Consider the following 14,555-nt stretch of genomic DNA (forward strand, 5'->3'; position numbering starts at 1 on the left):
AGTGTTATTAAGCATCAAAAAAAGGGCCCTCCTGGGCCCATTTTATTCGAGCGCTAAAACTCCTTGGTCAGCCAAGACTCAACAGTCTCCGCGCCGTGATCACTTTTCCACTGTTTCAAGCCTCTGTGGTTACCACCTTTCGTCTCAATGGTTTCACCGGTGTGTGGGTTCTTATAAATCTTCACCTGGCGGGCCTTACGTGTGGTTTCAGTCCCAGATACTGGAGCGCGACGACTAGCCTGTGGATCCAGCAGATTGATCACGTCCTTGAGGCTGTAGCCATATTTTGCGAGCAAATCGCGCAGCTTCGTTTCGAACTCAATTTCTTGCTTAAGGCCCGCGTCACCCTTGAGGTTTTCGAGCGCTTGGAGTTGTTCGGCGAGGTGTTTTTCGAGTTGGCGGAATTCTGCGAGTTTGGACATTAGAATTTCCTAAGTTATTAGTGGTGTGACGTTACACCAAAATAGACATTCGAATGTTGCCAAAGTATCAACGCAGAGATTCAATAATTAGTTTGGGTCATGGCAATGTCTTCGCTGTCGTCATCAAGCTCTTCAAGAGCGATAGAGTGTTGAAATTCGGGCATTGCTGAAACCTTTTGCCAAAAGGCCGCGCTCGCGCTCAAAAGCGGCCCATACAGCAACATCCGGCACGCGTGGAGGGTGACCAACTCCTCGAGATCAGAACCCATAAGCACCGCGTCGACGAGGTCGTCTACGTCCATGGCGTCGGGCACCTAGCTCGCGCTTTGGGGATTTACCCATTACGACTTTATGTATTTGCGACATTTATGTCGAATCCGCGACAAAATAAAATCTTCGATATTGAAATCATTTTTCAAAACCGGAGATGTATATTTTGAACTCAAAAGAAAAGCAGATGTGGCTGTACCGCCCTGTTTTTCACTTTAGTAATAGGTTGGTTTGCCAGTCTCTTTTTATTTGATCCGTTCGACCTAAAGGTTTTTTTGAGCTCATTTTCAGATCTATGACATCGGTTTGGGATTGCCCTTCTGCTCTTAACCCAACTCGTCTGTTTGGGGCCGTAGGCCCCGGCTCGTTTTTGCCATCAAAACCCAAGTATTTAATACTACTTTTTTGTGGGGCATCCGGGATTTGGTGTGATCCGTGAGCGAGAAAATCCAGCGATCAGCCAGAGGCAAAGCTCCGTGAATTCAACATGCGCGGACGGGGAGGAGAATCGCCGCAAAGCAGACTCAAGGTAGGTGAACATTCACGGCGCAGCTTTGCTAATCACCGTATTGAGTGAATGCGCAGGCTTCGGTTGAGAAGACTGTCGACCGCATCGTACCCTGAATGGATATCCTGCCCGCATAATGGAAAATCCATGCTTTTAAGACGCTTTCAAATCCTCACTCCTATCGCGATTTTCACCGCGATATCCATAACGTTCTGGATCATCCAGCTCCGCTTTTTCGACGTTATAGGCTGGAATTACAATGTCTGCCATGCGTTGTTCGGATTCACATTCCCACTCGCGCTCAGCTACTTCGGATTCCCCCTCACCAAGCTGCAGCGACCCAACTTCTCTCAAGTCATTCGCAATGTGCTGAAAATCCCACTCCTGTTGTGGCCTTCTTCATTCGCCAGGCTTTTGTGCCGCTCCATTGTCAGAGACGTTAACGAGGGGATCCCTTGGACTCCTTGGATCGGCGTAGCGATCACGCTGTTTTTTTCCGTCGGAAATGAAATGTTTGTTGATCCTGCCACCAACGGGATCCCGTTCATAAATGCGTATGACCATTTCGTGGCCGATGTGGTGGGCATGGCTCTATTTCTCCTCGTAGCTTCTTTCATCTTACGAAATAGGCTGCGTTCAATCGCCGTGTTTTCCATCCGGGCGGCGACCAATTGATGTTACGTGCCCAAGTCAGCATCCTTCCGCGAGTGTGAATATCTAATATCCTGCCGCTCAACGTAGAATTCGCGCCCCTTCCTCTGCGACCAACCAGCTGCATGAGCGTCGCTTCCGCCGAAAGCTGGGTAAAATCGCAATCAGTAATGAGCTTGATGCTTTTAGGATTTTGTAATGAGTAGGGCACGACTAAATATCGCCCAAGAGGGGAAGTTGTGGGAGATGGCCCTTGAGCATCTGGGCTCAAACGGACTACTCCAGGCGGTGATAGATATGTGGAGTCGTTCCGCACCTCCGCCCAGACCACTCGTTGAGCATCTGTCCACCAACGAGGTGAGTCAGGAAGTCTTGGATATTCTTAAAATTGCTCAGCAGCAGGTAGGTGCCATCGTGCCAGGTCGAACGCAGGATGCTGGTACGGTCACGCTACACGCTCGTCACGCTAACAACTTAGCTGATGGACTCATTACCATCCTGCCAGAGATGCAGCTTTCTCGAGCCTCGCGGGGCTCTTGTATTGAAATCGAACTGGGAATTTAAAGCCCACGCCGGCTCCTTTACGATACTGAGCAGCAAAAGAAACGCAACCATGATCACGCAGTCATCGATACTTTAATCTTTGAGATTGGACACTTCAGGAGCTTTAAATTTGCCAAGCGTAGCGAGCAGTGAATCCCCAGTAGGCCGTTTGCTCAATGACTAGATCGAGAGGCGGTTTCAATCATGCGCATTTTGAATCAAAACAACAAACGCCTGGATTTGTCTCTTTGCTATGCTTCGACGACGGCAGGTGCCATGAGCGGAGTATTGGCATAGAAAGCATCGCCACCCAACGACCACTCAGCCGCGATACCGTGTTCGATCTGGCTTCCGTTTCCAAACAATTCACTGCGTTTTGTTTGCTGCTTTTAGAGCAAGAAGGCCTTTTGGCCTTAACCGATCCAATAAGCCGCTTCGTACCAGAAGTAAGTGGCTACTCATACCAAGTAACCTTGCAGGATCTCGTCTATCATGTCGGCGGCATGCCGGACTTCATTGAAATTGCACTTTCTAAAGGTATCGGTTTCACTGATGAACTTAGTGCCGACGGCATACTTTCCATTTTGAGTGAGCAGACAAAATCTAGCTTTCGTGTACGCGAACGGTTTGAGTACAGCAATACAGGTTATTTTTTACTAGCAATAGCAATTGAGCGTGCAAGTGGAGTCTGCCTTGCAGACTATGCCAGAACCCGTATTTTTGAGCCTTTGGCGATGGATCACACCTTCATACTAGAGGGCGCTAGCCAAGATGACCGAGTTGCTACAGGATATGCAAAAGGTGCCGGTCGGACTTACATATTGTCACGAAACCCTTGGAGCGCCCTTGGCGCGAGTTTAGTACATTCATCCGCCGCAGATCTCATGAAATGGGCAGAAAATTTCCTCACCGGTAAAGTGGGGGGACATGTGCTCATAGAAAAGATGTTGACTCCGCTGGCTCTAACGAACAATAGGGGGGTAGCAATAATTGGACATTCAGCCTACTGCTTCGGGATTTCGATGGAGAAGGACAGCAATGGAGTTAAATTTTGCCACGAGGGTGCTACGGCGGGCTTTAGTAGCTATTTCGAACGTTCACTGGAGAAGGGCTATTCTATTGCTGTTTTATCAAACATAGAAGACTATGAAGTAGAGCAGTTGGCTGCAATGCTAATTGCAGTGCATTGTCTGTAGCATTATTTCCACCCCACTCCGGCCCACTTAGCATGCGTCGCTTATTTTACGTTGGCCGCGATGTTAATCATCAATAGAGTCTCTAATTCCTCATAAGTCTCATTGTAATTTAAGCACTCTCATTTGGAGGGGGCATAGTTACTTGGCGGTCGGTCTTAGATCAGAGTTTTTCTGATAACTCCTGAATCAAAAAATCGACAAATGCTCGAGCTTTGGAGGATATCTGTCGGGAGCTGGGATAAATAGCCCAGATGGCACGGTTTTGCTCCAAGGGAGCGGCTGGCAGGATTTCGACCAACTCCCCTTTAGCCAATGAAGCTTGGGCATTCCATAGTGAAATGGAAGCGATTCCTAGCCCTTCCACAGCCGCGATCCGCGCTGCTTCACCGCAGTTGACTCGGAAATAGCTGTTGATAATAGGATGTGAATTGCATGCGTTCCCGGCGAAATGCCAGCGATCCTCTTCACCCAAGATGATGCAATCGTGGCGACTCAGATCCTCAGGGGCTCCTGGTGCGCCTCTCTGTTTGAGATAGGCCGGAGACGCGCAGAGAATACGTCTATCGTTTGCAAGCTTACGCGCCACGTGAGTTGAGTCTTTCAGCGCGGCGATGCGAATGGCCACGTCGATTCCGATCTCCGTTAAGTTTTGCACTTCATCCGAAAGCACCAGGTCTATCTTCAGATTAGGATGGCTTTCTATGAAGCGAGTCACCGCAGGCATCAAACAAACCCTGGCGAATGAGCCAGGGGCGGAGATACGCAATACTCTAGGCGTATCACGGCTCTTTACCGTCGTAAAATAGGCCTCGTCCACAGCGGCTATAATGCGAGAAGCATGAGGCAGGAAAAGCGCACCGTCCTCTGTAAGGGTCACCTGCCTTGTCGTGCGATGCAGCAATCGCATGCCCAATGACTTCTCAAGCCTGGCGAGTTTTTGACTGGCTACCGAGGGAACCAGCCCTAACTCCGCGCCAGCAGCGGTGATGTTTCCCATTTCCATGGATCTGACAAACAGGTTCAACGCTTGAATATCCATGGTATGAGTTCCGCTCAGCGTGTCTGCACCGGTGTTGCGTTGATCTTAACTCGCAACAAGCTGTAGGGTTTTTCTCGTAAATCTTTGCCGCCATGAAACCCCGCTTGGCGGTGAAGCTGGTTGGCAGTGAAATACAGGTAACCGTCGGCTCCCACAGAGAGAGTGTCCGGCCACAGTATGCGTGGATCGTGAACGACCGTCTGCCAGTTGCCATTGGGTAGGCGCTTGCGAATACTGTTGTCTTCATAGTCGCCAGCGTAGATCGCACCTTCGCTGTCAGCCTCTAGCCCGTCCGAGGGCCCTTTTTCGCCTAGATCCTTAACTGCCTCGGAGAGCTGCTGCTCGGTCACGTTCGGGTCGCGCAATAGCTTTGTGGACACCGAATACAGGTGGCGGCTGGACAGTGGGCAGAAATACAGCGTCTGCCGATCCGCCGAGAGAGCAATACCATCAGACGCAACGGCAAAGGGCTTGCTGCTTCCATCAACATTGCGAATTCTCAGCAGTTGACCTTCAACCCTTGGCACAAAGTCTGGATCAGCTGAAGTCGATGCCGCGCCACTCAAACGCCGTACTGCTTTACCCGTGGCAATGTCCATGACAATGATTGCGCCCGGCCCACTAAGAGAGGAATCGGTGATGTAAATAACGCCTTCCTTGCCGACACTGAAGTCAAAACGCATGTCGTTGACGTAGGTGCTGGGCAACACGACATTTTCAGGAAAGACCAACGTCTTGACGACCTTGTTGGTCTGAAGATCAACGGACACCAACTTGGCGCCACCCGCGAGCGGTTTGGAGAATTCGGGTGCAGCGGTATCAAGGATCCACAGATGCCCTAAGCCATCGGCAACAATACTTTGGACGCTGATGAAACCCTTTTCCGGATGCTGCGGGTCTGCCTGGTTCAGCGCAATATCAGGATAAGGCACCACTTTGCCGTTGCGTAATTCCCCGACAGTGAACGGCACTTTGTCGCCCCAACGGGGGAAGTTGACAAAAATGCGTCCCTTTTCACTGATGCTGACACCCGTTGGCATAGCGTCGTGAAATGCGAAAACCTGTTCAATCTTTCCCTGAGGCTGGTCTTTTGGGAGATTGCTGAGCGCGGCAGCCTGGAGAGACTGGCTACACAGGGCGATTATTAGGACGGCGGATGTCCACGGTATTGATTTTTTGAACGACAAGATGGATCTCCTTGGCCCCACATCAAGCGGGGCAATACTGAATGATGAGCATGGCCTCTTTCCGAGGCCAGACGTGCCAAGCTGGCAACCGGGTATTTGTGGGCATCTTGATCCCTTTATTGCGACGTAAAAAGCCGGTAAATTTGCTAGCACTTTCACTTAAATAGAGAAAATGATGCGGCTGGGCGACTTGAAGTTGTTTGTGCGCACCGTAAAGCTTGGGAGTTTCTCCGGCGCGGCACGCGAGGCTGAGCTTTTGCCGGGACAAGTCAGCGCTGCCATAAAACGCCTGGAGCGCGAACTAGGTATCCGCTTGTTCGCCCGCTCTACCCGTAGCCTGCGTCTGACTGGAGAGGGAGAGACATACCTTCCAAGCGCAATCACTGCATTGGAAGCGCTGGCTCAAGGGCACGAAAGATTGCACGGGCACGGCGCCGAATTGCAGGGGATACTGCAGGTCGCCGCGCCATCTGATTTAGGCAGAAATGTACTGTTGCCCTGCTTCAGCCAATTTCGCAGAGATCACCCACGGCTTACTTTGCGCCTGCTGATTTCAGATCGACTGGCCAATGTTTTTCGTGATCCGGTTGATATCGCCATTCGTTATGGCTGCGCGGAAGATGCAAGCTACGTAGAGCGCCCTTTAGCCGCTTGGAATCGACGCGTACTGGTTGCATCACCGGCTTACCTGTCCCGTCATGGTCGGCCATCGAGACTGGAAGATCTAAGTAATCACTCGTGCCTTCTGTACATGCTCAATGAGCATGTCTATGACAAATGGCAATTTGGACTCCAGAAGATTCCCGTTAAGGGTCTACTGCTGAGTGACGATGCGGATATCGTTAGGCTCTGGGCGATAGCTGGCGAAGGGATCGCCTACAAATCGTGGCTTGACGTCCGTGAGGATGTGATTGACGGTCGTCTGGAGATTTTGCTTGCACAGTATCCTGGAGAATTGAGCCCTTTAAATTTGGTCTGTCCGCACCGCAAGCAATACTCGCCGGCAGTACAGCAATTGCACGAGATGCTGAGCCGCCATTTAGCGCCCTTCGCCGACGACATGTCTGCAGCATTAGCGGATAGCCGAAATTTATAATTCGACTGGGTGGTTGGTTACAAAGATGTGGTGCTTGGGCGTTTTATTCTTAAAAGCGAGTTCTGAATTCGTTGTTTGCTGGCTACTAAGGTGTGGGTTGGATGGGTAGATTTGTTTGTGTAGCACATATGCAAACACCTACCCACGAGGATAAAGACATGCTTTATATGGTTTTCAGCGGCACGATCAAAGAAGGCAAAACTGAAGAGTTTTACCGCGACGTCGCAGCGGTATCGCAAAAGCTCACCCTTCAGCATGACAAGGCAGTTGTTTACCAATGGCATCGCGACGAGGAAAATCCAAACCGCTTTTTTCTGAATGAACAGTGGGAAAGCGTTGAAGATCTGCATGCCCATTTCGAGACGCTTTACAAGGCCTTCGGCCCGGCTAAGCCAACTGAGCGCTTGCCATCCAAAATTCTCGACTACCTTGACGAAGCCAATGTAAATTTCTACCAGCCAGTTGCCTGATAGGACTCGCTTCCTTGGACGCATCGTCCAAGGAAGCAGCTTGCTGGTCTATATCAGGTTCATAAGTGCAGATTTGAATGCAAGGCGTAGGTTGGGCAGGAGCGTGGTCATTGCTGCCTTCGCTGCTCCATCTGTCGTCCTGATTTCTTGCTAGATAAGCTCCTAGCGCAAGCGGAGCGCGCCGGCCCTCTGGGCCAAAAGCTTGAGAATGGAAGCGCGGAGGGCCAAGGCCTGGCGAAGCCAAGGCTTGGTTTACGACAGCCGTACCTCAGAGGGGTAAAGCTCGAAATGGGTTCAATGGGAGTCGCTATCGAACTACGGCGCATGCATCTTTGTCAGGCCTCAACTTGCTTACCTTGACTATGTAATCCTCTTCAGCCGTGTTTCTAATCAGGGTATCTCATCCCTCAGCACACTGACGAAAACATTCCGGCAATAATCCTGGCGTCGAGCAAAGCGTGGTGAGGTAACTGTTCACCCTCGCTAGTCGGATCAAGTGTCGTTGCGTCAGTGGGGAAATTACGAACGATTCTTGGCCATCGCCCTCCTTCATAAACCAGATCGCAAAAAAGCTCCCAGTCGAACTGGGGAGCATCCGTGACGATCTCGATCTCCTTTTTGAATGACGTCAGAAACCTGAGCAGCGACATCCTGGCTTCAACAATGGGCAATGCGTAGCTCCCACCCCACAGCTGCGGAAGCACGATTTCCTTTACGAAATCACTGCAGTCTTCTTCTTGCCAAGTATCGAGCAATTCGACGTAGAATTCGCGCCCGTCCTCAGCCACCAATGCGAGTGATATCAGCTTCGCTGCGGCTGATAGATTGGTAAACTCACTATCAAGAAAAAGCCTCATGTTGTTAGAACTCCGCAATGGCTAGGGCTCGCCTGGATATGGCGCAGGAAGGTCAGCTCAGGAAAATGGCACTCGAACATCTTGGTTCAGATGGACTGCTTCAGGTGGTTGTAGATATGTGGAGTCGCACCGCCCCTCCGCCCAAGCCAGTCGTTGAGCACCTGACCACCGATAAGTTGAGCCTGGAAGTCCTGAATATACTGAAAATTAGCCAAGAGCTTGTCGGGGCGTTCGTGCCGGGGCAAACACCTGTTCCGGGCATCGTGACGTTGTACGCTCGTCACGCCAGCGAACTAGCGGATGGGCTCATTACGCGACTGCCGAAAGAAAAGCTTTCTCGAGCATGGAGAGGTTCCTGTCTCGAAATCGACCTAGATATTTGATGTCCATTCATGCTCCAAAGGGCTCAATAACGCAGCCATGCTACTAGAGTTTATTGAGCTAATTTCCGCTCCATTGAGATGTTTATGAACGCTGATTTAACTGAAGAAGAAATGCGTCGTGCATTGTTTGGCTCGGCTAAGCCCGAAGAGGTTCCTGCGCCTCCAACGCCAAAGCCTGTGACAGAAGAAGTGGTCACGACGCCACTGCCTCCCCCGGCAGCCAAGAAGAAAGCGGCGAAAGCCTTTATGCCTAGGCTCAGGGTCACGCTTCGGATTGGAAACGAGTACGAGGGGGAGATGCACGAACTCATCCACGACGCCGACACGTTGAGCTCGTTGCTGGCTGAGCAAGAGGCTGTGAAGTCTGCAAGGAAGAAGTACAAATATGTGGAGGTGGTCTCGGTTAAGTCGATGTAGAAAGGACTGCTGGCTTATGAGGTAGAACGTTGACGAACGTCTGGCGAACTCACCTTCGCCGTCAAGCATTAATGCCCACGTAGGTTGATCCCGCGATAATAGGATCACTTCACCAGAGCAGGCCAAGCTATGCCAAGGTTGTCATTCGCCATCCGAGCTTTGTTTGCCTTTTGCCTTTGATCGCGACTGCCAATCACATCCGAGCAGATTTTCAGCATGGGTTGTTCTGGGACTACGGCTACGGTGACAGCGCCTACTGGGCTAGCCGTGTGTTCTGGGCGGCACTGACTATTTTTGACCCGCTGGCGGTACTGCTCCTTTTCAAAAAGCCACGGATGGGAATAGTCCTCACCGCAGCAATTATTTTGGCTGACGTAGCCCATTATTACGTCGCACTGAAAAAGCAGTGGCTGGAGTCGTCCTATCTGTCGCCAGTGGCGTTTCTTACTGCGGTGCTTCTACTCTCACCTATTGCTTGGAGACGCACCATTCGCTACGTATCAATAGCAAATCCGAGCACCATTCTTTCTATTTGTATTGTCCAGTGGGCGAGTACGAGCGCGATGATCAAGGTGTTGATGGCTTTTAGCCTCAATGCCCGCTAGGTTCGAACCTTTCTATGTTCAAGGACGTATATGAAAAAGCTCATCGCACTGATGGGGATGTGTGGTGCTCGGCGGTTGCGCTACGTCGCACTACACCGCAGGGCGAGATTTTCCTTCGGCCAGTGTAGTGAACATCACCAAGGGTACAACGTAAGCGTCCGGGGAAGTCATCTACCCGATCCCTGCGATGGCTGAATGTGTACGGCAACGTCTTTCAGCAGGCTTTTGAGAAGGTATTCAGCCCTCCCTAGCCCGCAAAAACTATATTCGCTAGCTCTTAAATCACTGTCGATTTCTCGGTGGAGACGTCGGTGTAGTCAGCTTACGATAGCGCGCTCTGCATCTGTCTTTTCTCACCGGGGTACCACTGAATGACGCCACTAAGTGCGGTTTTTCGCAACCTTCACCAAGATAATTTGTTGGTACTCGCCAACGTGAGCGATGCTGGCAGCGCACGTATTGTCGAGAGCGTAGGGAGTAAGGCTGTCGCGACCAGCAGCGCCGCCGTTGCTTGGGCACATGGCTACCAAGATGGCAATCAACTTCCCCTAAAATTGCTGACTACTACAGTTGAGTCAATGGTTCGAGTGCTTACAGTCCCCCTCACGGTCGATGTCGAAGGGGGCTATTCCGATGACCTTGAGTCGGTTGCTAAAGTTATTGACTGCGTAGTTAGCACTGGAGCTGTAGGAATAAACATTGAGGACGGAACAGGCAGCACCGATCTGATTTTGCGAAAAATCGAAATGGCAAAGAAGGTAGCAAACAAGCATGGAATCGACCTGTTCGTGAACGTACGAACTGACGCTTATCTGCGATGTTTGGTAGAACCAGCGCGACAATTGGCAGAGACCCTCTTCCGTGCATCGCTGTTCGAGCAAGCAGGTGCAGACGGCATTTTTGCAGCTGGAATGGTTGAGGAAAACGACATTGCTACACTGTGCGAGGCAACGCGGCTACCCGTCAACCTGCTTGCCTGGAACGGCCAGCCCAGTATGGATCAATTGAAGAGTCTAGGCGTCAACCGGCTAAGCGCCGGATCCAGCATCGCTGAGTTCTTATACGGTGCCAACAAGGTGATAGCAACGAGCTTCTTGCGAACGGGGAAGCTTTTCGAGTATCCATTGGACGCATATACCTACAGCGACCTGAATAGCCTTATGGCAGCAAAAAAAACCACCTAGGCGAAAAGTAATCTTCGCTCTATCAATCTGTGATTCGCATGAAAATCGCCGCTGTTTCCAGCACCTCGAAAGCGCTTTTCACTCCCATTCAAGGACGAGGCTACGGTCTATGAGATCTTACAATCACGCTCTTCCGCCCAGAAGCGAGATGGTGAATGCGATGCTATGCAGCGACACCGCCTATGAGGGCGTTTTTTTCACTGCTGTCAAAACTACAGGTATTTTTTGCCGCCCTACATGTAGTGCACGTAAGCCAAAGCCCGAAAATGTAGAGTTTTTTTCGCAGGCCGACGAAGCGATGGCAGCAGGTTATCGGCCTTGCTTACGATGCAAGCCATTGGATCTCGCGGCTTCCGCGCCAGATTGGGTCAAGGGGCTGCTAGCTTCTATATCTGCATCACCTGACGCTCGCTGGAGTGATGCTGAACTAACTACGCGTGGTATCGATCCACTACGCTTACGCAGGTGGTTCAAACAAAATTTTGGCATGACTTTTCATGCATGGATGCGTTCTAGAAGGCTCGGTGTCGCCCTAGGCCGGATCTCTTCGGGCGAAACGCTGGATAACACAGCATTTGACTTAGGGTACGAGTCATTGAGTGGCTTTAGAGATGCTTTCAAAAAAACATTTCAAATTCCCCCTGGTAAGGCAGCTGAAACGTCGCTCCTGCTTTATCGCCATCTGACTACACCGTTGGGCCCAATGATTGCCATGGCAGAGGAACGAGGTTTGGTACTCCTCGAATTTCTTGACCGCCCGGCCCTAACCGCTGAATTAAACGAATTGCGTGGGCGGCATGGGTATTCAATCGCGCCTGGCGAGCATCTCTTCATCAAGCAGATCGAAGTTCAACTAAAACTTTATTTTGATGGAAAGCTAAAAAGGTTTTCAGTACCGCTCCATATGCCAGGCAGCTCTTTTGACAGGCTTGTGTGGGCAGAGCTTCTAAAAATCGACTATGGAACCATTTCAACCTACGGTGCCATCGCTAGGGGCATTGGTAAGCCAGGTGCAAGCCAAGCAGTGGGCAATGCAAATGGACACAATCGCTTATCTATTGTTGTCCCCTGTCACCGTGTCATAGCGACAAATGGTTCACTCGCCGGATATGGCGGAGGACAGCCCCGGAAAGAGTTTTTACTGCGTTTGGAGAAGACTGCTTTGCAAATGACTCAACAGAACGAATTTCTGTTGAATTAGTTGCTAATAAAAATATACGCAGACACAACGACTCTCAGCGCGTCCTTTTTAAAGATCCGTGGGCACTTATTGGCTAGCTGAACCAACGATATGCGTCCGCGCATCACGCCTTGCGTAATTCCACTGGCTGCCACTTATGCGGCAACAACTGATCAATCTCACTCGCCCGCTGCGTCGGCAGGCGCGTCAGAACATCCTTTAAATAGGCGTACTGGTCATGACCATTCAGCCGTGCTGACTGGATCAGGCTCATAATCGCCGCAGCTCGTTTGCCGCTGCGCAACGACCCTGCAAAGAGCCAGCTCTTGCGTCCAAGCGCCCAAGGCCGGATCTGGTTCTCTGCCCAGTTGTTGTCTATGGGTACGGCCCCGTCATCAAGGTAGCGCGACAGCGCTGCCCAGCGTTTCAGGCTGTAATCGAGTGCTCTGCTGATGGCTGAGCCTTCGGGCACGAGGTCACGCTGGGCGATCATCCAGGCGTGCAGCATGTTCATCACAGGTACAGCTTTTTCTTGCCGTATTCTGCGCCTTAAATCCGGCTCCAGGTCGCGGACTTCACTTTCAATTTCGTACAGCAACTGGATATAGCGCAGGGCTTGCTCGGCGAGCGTGCTTTTATTCGTAGCGTGCAGTTCGAAGAACTTGCGCCGTGCATGAGCCATGCAGCCGATCTCGGTCACGCCGAGTTCAAAGCTGGCCTTGTAGCCGCCAAAATCGTCGCAGACCAGCTTGCCCCTCCAGTCTTGCAGGAAGTTGCGAGCATGCTCTCCGGCGCGGCTGGGGCTGAAGTCGTAAACCACCGCTGCCACATCTGAGAACTGGGTGGTGGCATAGGCCCAAACATAGGAACGGTGGGTTTTCTTCGTTCCCGGCATGAGCATCTGCACCGGTGTTTCATCGGCATGAATAACCTGCTGCCCGAGTACCACGTCGCGCAGCGCATCAACCAGCGGCTGCAACTTAACCCCGGTCACGCCAACCCATTGAGCCAAGGTTGAGCGTGGAATCGCCAGGCCCGCTCGACCAAAGATCGATTCTTGACGGTAAGGCGGCAGGTGGTCGGCAAACTTGGCAATCATTACGTGGGCCAGCAGGCCCGCAGTCGGGATGCCCTTATCAATAACCTGCGCCGGAACAGGTGCCTGGATCAGCGTTTCGCAGTCATCGCAGACCCATTTGCCACGCACATGGCGTTCAACGGTAAATACGCCGGGCGTGTAGTCCAGCTTCTCGCTGACGTCCTCGCCGATGCGCTTGAGGGCACAGCCACATGGGCAGTGAGTGTTGTCCGGTTCGTGATGGATCAGCGTGCGTGGAAACTCAGCCGGTAATGCGGTGCGCTTGGGCTTCTGATTTTTCTCGGCTGGAGTTATCACTGCCTGCAAGCTTTGAAGCTCTGCTTCAATCGCTGCAATATCGGTATCGATCAGGTCATCGAGCAAACTGGCCTGCTCGGGATTCATCTGCTCGCTGCGTTTGGCAAACTTCAAACGCTTGAGTTGCGCGATCTCGTGGGTCAGTTTCTCGATCAGCGTTTGATCACGGTTGATCTTCTTGCCCATCGTCTCAACGGTTTTACCCATCGTCTCAACTTGTTGGTCGAGCGTTTCTACCGTCTTGCCCAGCGTGTCGACCTGGTGGTCGAGTGTCTCGACACGCTGTATCAACTGCGCCGCCAAGGCGCGCAGTTGTTCAGGGGTCAGGTGATCAAGATTGGGTAGCGAAGTCATGGGGCCGATTTTCCCAGAGCAGGCAATTCCCGGCGATAGACCGATAGGCTAATGGCAGCCGTTAAAGCAGTGTGATCGAGCCTCCAGAACCTGCGCGCTGCCATGGCAGACCCAGCACTAATGCCTGAAGTTGCTCGGTATCCAGCTCCATCTCAGAACCGTGGCGAATGCCTGGCCAGTGGAACTTGCCTTGGTTTAATCGGCGCGCCGCTAGCCATATTCCGAAGCCGTCATGCACCAGCACTTTCATGCGATTGGCGCGGCGGTTGGCGAACAGATAAGCACAGTGCGGCTGCGCCGCACCGAACACGGCGATCACCCTGGCTAATGCCGTCTCGGTACCGGCGCGCATGTCCATCGGCTCGGTGGCGAGCCAGATTGAGTCGATGCGAATCATCGCAGGAGGTCTCGAAGAAAGGTCGCGCAGGCAGCAGCATTTTCAGTGGGCCAGTTCACTTTGACGGTGCCACGCGGGTGCTGTATTTCAACGCAGATGTTCGATGATGACGGATGGGATTTTGCCCCAGCCAGCGACACGGGTAATGGAATAAATGCAGGTTGCAGCGCTGTGCTTTTCTGCGATTGCAGCCGAATGCATTTGTGGACGAGGTTTGCGTTGAGGTTATGGCTGAGTGCGATGCTGGCAATCGAAGCACCGGGCTGAGCACACTCTTGAATGACTTGGGCTTTGAAGGACTTGGAATAAGAACGGCGTGTAGGCTGCATGAAATACCCGCTTAAAAGGCTAGAACTGGTGCCCACTTAAATTTAAGTGCACACCATGTCTTGGCTTAGCG

17 protein-coding genes are annotated in these 14,555 nt (G+C 51.8%); 9 read left to right on the forward strand and 8 right to left on the reverse strand.

Translation table 11 applies throughout. The features are described from left to right. Positions 1-53: 53 nt before the first annotated feature. Positions 54-422, reverse strand: coding sequence for a histone-like nucleoid-structuring protein, MvaT/MvaU family (locus Q8X51_RS18370; RefSeq protein WP_407693979.1), 369 nt, complete (start codon positions 420-422; stop codon positions 54-56). An 80-nt stretch (positions 423-502) separates the two neighbouring features. Continuing rightward, positions 503-724, reverse strand: coding sequence for a hypothetical protein (locus Q8X51_RS18375; protein WP_407693978.1), 222 nt, complete (start codon positions 722-724; stop codon positions 503-505). Between the two features lie 623 nt (positions 725-1,347). Here Q8X51_RS18375 and Q8X51_RS18380 point away from each other — a divergent pair. Further along, entirely contained in the window at positions 1,348-1,875 is a 528-nt protein-coding gene (locus tag Q8X51_RS18380) for a hypothetical protein (RefSeq protein ID WP_407693977.1), read from the forward strand. A gap of 695 nt (positions 1,876-2,570) precedes the next feature. Further along, positions 2,571-3,590 (forward strand): serine hydrolase domain-containing protein, encoded by a 1,020-nt coding sequence (locus tag Q8X51_RS18385; RefSeq protein ID WP_407693975.1) that lies wholly within the window; start codon positions 2,571-2,573, stop codon positions 3,588-3,590. Between the two features lie 160 nt (positions 3,591-3,750). Here the strand turns inward: Q8X51_RS18385 and Q8X51_RS18390 are convergent, their stop codons facing one another. Together Q8X51_RS18390 and Q8X51_RS18395 are read right to left on the reverse strand one after the other, a co-directional pair. Then, positions 3,751-4,629: a LysR family transcriptional regulator gene (locus tag Q8X51_RS18390; protein ID WP_407693974.1), complete on the reverse strand. Its 879-nt coding sequence runs from the start codon at positions 4,627-4,629 to the stop codon at positions 3,751-3,753. A gap of 14 nt (positions 4,630-4,643) precedes the next feature. Further along, positions 4,644-5,816 carry an L-dopachrome tautomerase-related protein gene (locus tag Q8X51_RS18395; RefSeq protein ID WP_407693973.1) on the reverse strand — a complete coding sequence of 391 codons (1,173 nt, stop codon included), beginning with the start codon at positions 5,814-5,816 and terminating at the stop codon, positions 4,644-4,646. A gap of 172 nt (positions 5,817-5,988) precedes the next feature. On the opposite strand from Q8X51_RS18395, the gene Q8X51_RS18400 reads away from it, so the two are divergent. Next, positions 5,989-6,912 (forward strand): LysR family transcriptional regulator, encoded by a 924-nt coding sequence (locus Q8X51_RS18400; RefSeq protein ID WP_407693972.1) that lies wholly within the window; start codon positions 5,989-5,991, stop codon positions 6,910-6,912. 158 nt (positions 6,913-7,070) lie between these two features. Continuing rightward, a complete protein-coding gene (locus Q8X51_RS18405; protein ID WP_407693971.1) occupies positions 7,071-7,382 on the forward strand; it encodes a putative quinol monooxygenase in 312 nt (103 codons plus the stop codon). 407 nt (positions 7,383-7,789) lie between these two features. Here the strand turns inward: Q8X51_RS18405 and Q8X51_RS18410 are convergent, their stop codons facing one another. Beyond that, entirely contained in the window at positions 7,790-8,239 is a 450-nt protein-coding gene (locus tag Q8X51_RS18410) for a hypothetical protein (RefSeq protein WP_407693970.1), read from the reverse strand. Between the two features lie 38 nt (positions 8,240-8,277). Between Q8X51_RS18410 and Q8X51_RS18415 the strand changes: the two genes are divergently transcribed. From Q8X51_RS18415 to Q8X51_RS18435, 5 genes are all read left to right on the forward strand, one after another. Then, positions 8,278-8,622, forward strand: a complete 345-nt coding sequence (locus Q8X51_RS18415; RefSeq protein WP_407693969.1) for a hypothetical protein — start codon at positions 8,278-8,280, stop codon at positions 8,620-8,622. Between the two features lie 84 nt (positions 8,623-8,706). Next, a complete protein-coding gene (locus tag Q8X51_RS18420; RefSeq protein WP_407693968.1) occupies positions 8,707-9,039 on the forward strand; it encodes a hypothetical protein in 333 nt (110 codons plus the stop codon). Positions 9,040-9,209: 170 nt separating this feature from the next. Next, positions 9,210-9,644, forward strand: coding sequence for a hypothetical protein (locus Q8X51_RS18425; RefSeq protein WP_407693967.1), 435 nt, complete (start codon positions 9,210-9,212; stop codon positions 9,642-9,644). A 371-nt stretch (positions 9,645-10,015) separates the two neighbouring features. Continuing rightward, positions 10,016-10,828 (forward strand): isocitrate lyase/PEP mutase family protein, encoded by an 813-nt coding sequence (locus Q8X51_RS18430; protein ID WP_407693966.1) that lies wholly within the window; start codon positions 10,016-10,018, stop codon positions 10,826-10,828. A 160-nt stretch (positions 10,829-10,988) separates the two neighbouring features. Then, entirely contained in the window at positions 10,989-12,029 is a 1,041-nt protein-coding gene (locus Q8X51_RS18435; RefSeq protein WP_235594039.1) for a bifunctional transcriptional activator/DNA repair enzyme AdaA, read from the forward strand. A 103-nt stretch (positions 12,030-12,132) separates the two neighbouring features. On the opposite strand, the gene tnpC is transcribed toward Q8X51_RS18435, so the two are convergent. The 3 genes from tnpC to tnpA all read right to left on the reverse strand — a co-directional run bounded on the left by tnpC (position 12,133) and on the right by tnpA (position 14,484). Beyond that, the gene (gene tnpC, locus Q8X51_RS18440; RefSeq protein WP_407693965.1) at positions 12,133-13,758 is read right to left on the reverse strand and encodes an IS66 family transposase; all 1,626 of its coding nucleotides are present in this window, start codon (positions 13,756-13,758) and stop codon (positions 12,133-12,135) included. Positions 13,759-13,819: 61 nt separating this feature from the next. Beyond that, positions 13,820-14,155, reverse strand: a complete 336-nt coding sequence (gene tnpB, locus Q8X51_RS18445) for an IS66 family insertion sequence element accessory protein TnpB (RefSeq protein ID WP_407693964.1) — start codon at positions 14,153-14,155, stop codon at positions 13,820-13,822. Then, positions 14,152-14,484 (reverse strand): IS66-like element accessory protein TnpA, encoded by a 333-nt coding sequence (tnpA, locus tag Q8X51_RS18450; RefSeq protein WP_407693963.1) that lies wholly within the window; start codon positions 14,482-14,484, stop codon positions 14,152-14,154. The genes tnpB and tnpA overlap by 4 nt, the downstream gene beginning before the upstream one ends. Positions 14,485-14,555 lie beyond the last annotated feature (71 nt).

The organism is Pseudomonas sp. Yb2C2 (assembly GCF_052112325.1).
GTDB lineage: Bacteria > Pseudomonadota > Gammaproteobacteria > Pseudomonadales > Pseudomonadaceae > Aquipseudomonas > Aquipseudomonas marginalis.

Bases quoted from the DNA above. Each gene is read 5' to 3' on its own strand.
- tnpB (WP_407693964.1), bottom strand. From the start codon at position 14,155: ATGATTCGCATCGACTCAATCTGGCTCGCCACCGAGCCGATGGACATG.
- Q8X51_RS18370 (WP_407693979.1), bottom strand. From the start codon at position 422: ATGTCCAAACTCGCAGAATTCCGCCAACTCGAAAAACACCTCGCCGAA.
- Q8X51_RS18380 (WP_407693977.1), top strand. From the start codon at position 1,348: ATGCTTTTAAGACGCTTTCAAATCCTCACTCCTATCGCGATTTTCACC.
- Q8X51_RS18415 (WP_407693969.1), top strand. From the start codon at position 8,278: ATGGCGCAGGAAGGTCAGCTCAGGAAAATGGCACTCGAACATCTTGGT.
- Q8X51_RS18435 (WP_235594039.1), top strand. From the start codon at position 10,989: ATGCTATGCAGCGACACCGCCTATGAGGGCGTTTTTTTCACTGCTGTC.
- Q8X51_RS18405 (WP_407693971.1), top strand. From the start codon at position 7,071: ATGCTTTATATGGTTTTCAGCGGCACGATCAAAGAAGGCAAAACTGAA.
- tnpC (WP_407693965.1), bottom strand. From the start codon at position 13,758: ATGACTTCGCTACCCAATCTTGATCACCTGACCCCTGAACAACTGCGC.
- Q8X51_RS18400 (WP_407693972.1), top strand. From the start codon at position 5,989: ATGATGCGGCTGGGCGACTTGAAGTTGTTTGTGCGCACCGTAAAGCTT.
- Q8X51_RS18375 (WP_407693978.1), bottom strand. From the start codon at position 724: ATGGACGTAGACGACCTCGTCGACGCGGTGCTTATGGGTTCTGATCTC.
- Q8X51_RS18385 (WP_407693975.1), top strand. From the start codon at position 2,571: ATGACTAGATCGAGAGGCGGTTTCAATCATGCGCATTTTGAATCAAAA.
- Q8X51_RS18410 (WP_407693970.1), bottom strand. From the start codon at position 8,239: ATGAGGCTTTTTCTTGATAGTGAGTTTACCAATCTATCAGCCGCAGCG.
- Q8X51_RS18430 (WP_407693966.1), top strand. From the start codon at position 10,016: ATGACGCCACTAAGTGCGGTTTTTCGCAACCTTCACCAAGATAATTTG.
- Q8X51_RS18420 (WP_407693968.1), top strand. From the start codon at position 8,707: ATGAACGCTGATTTAACTGAAGAAGAAATGCGTCGTGCATTGTTTGGC.
- Q8X51_RS18390 (WP_407693974.1), bottom strand. From the start codon at position 4,629: ATGGATATTCAAGCGTTGAACCTGTTTGTCAGATCCATGGAAATGGGA.
- tnpA (WP_407693963.1), bottom strand. From the start codon at position 14,484: ATGCAGCCTACACGCCGTTCTTATTCCAAGTCCTTCAAAGCCCAAGTC.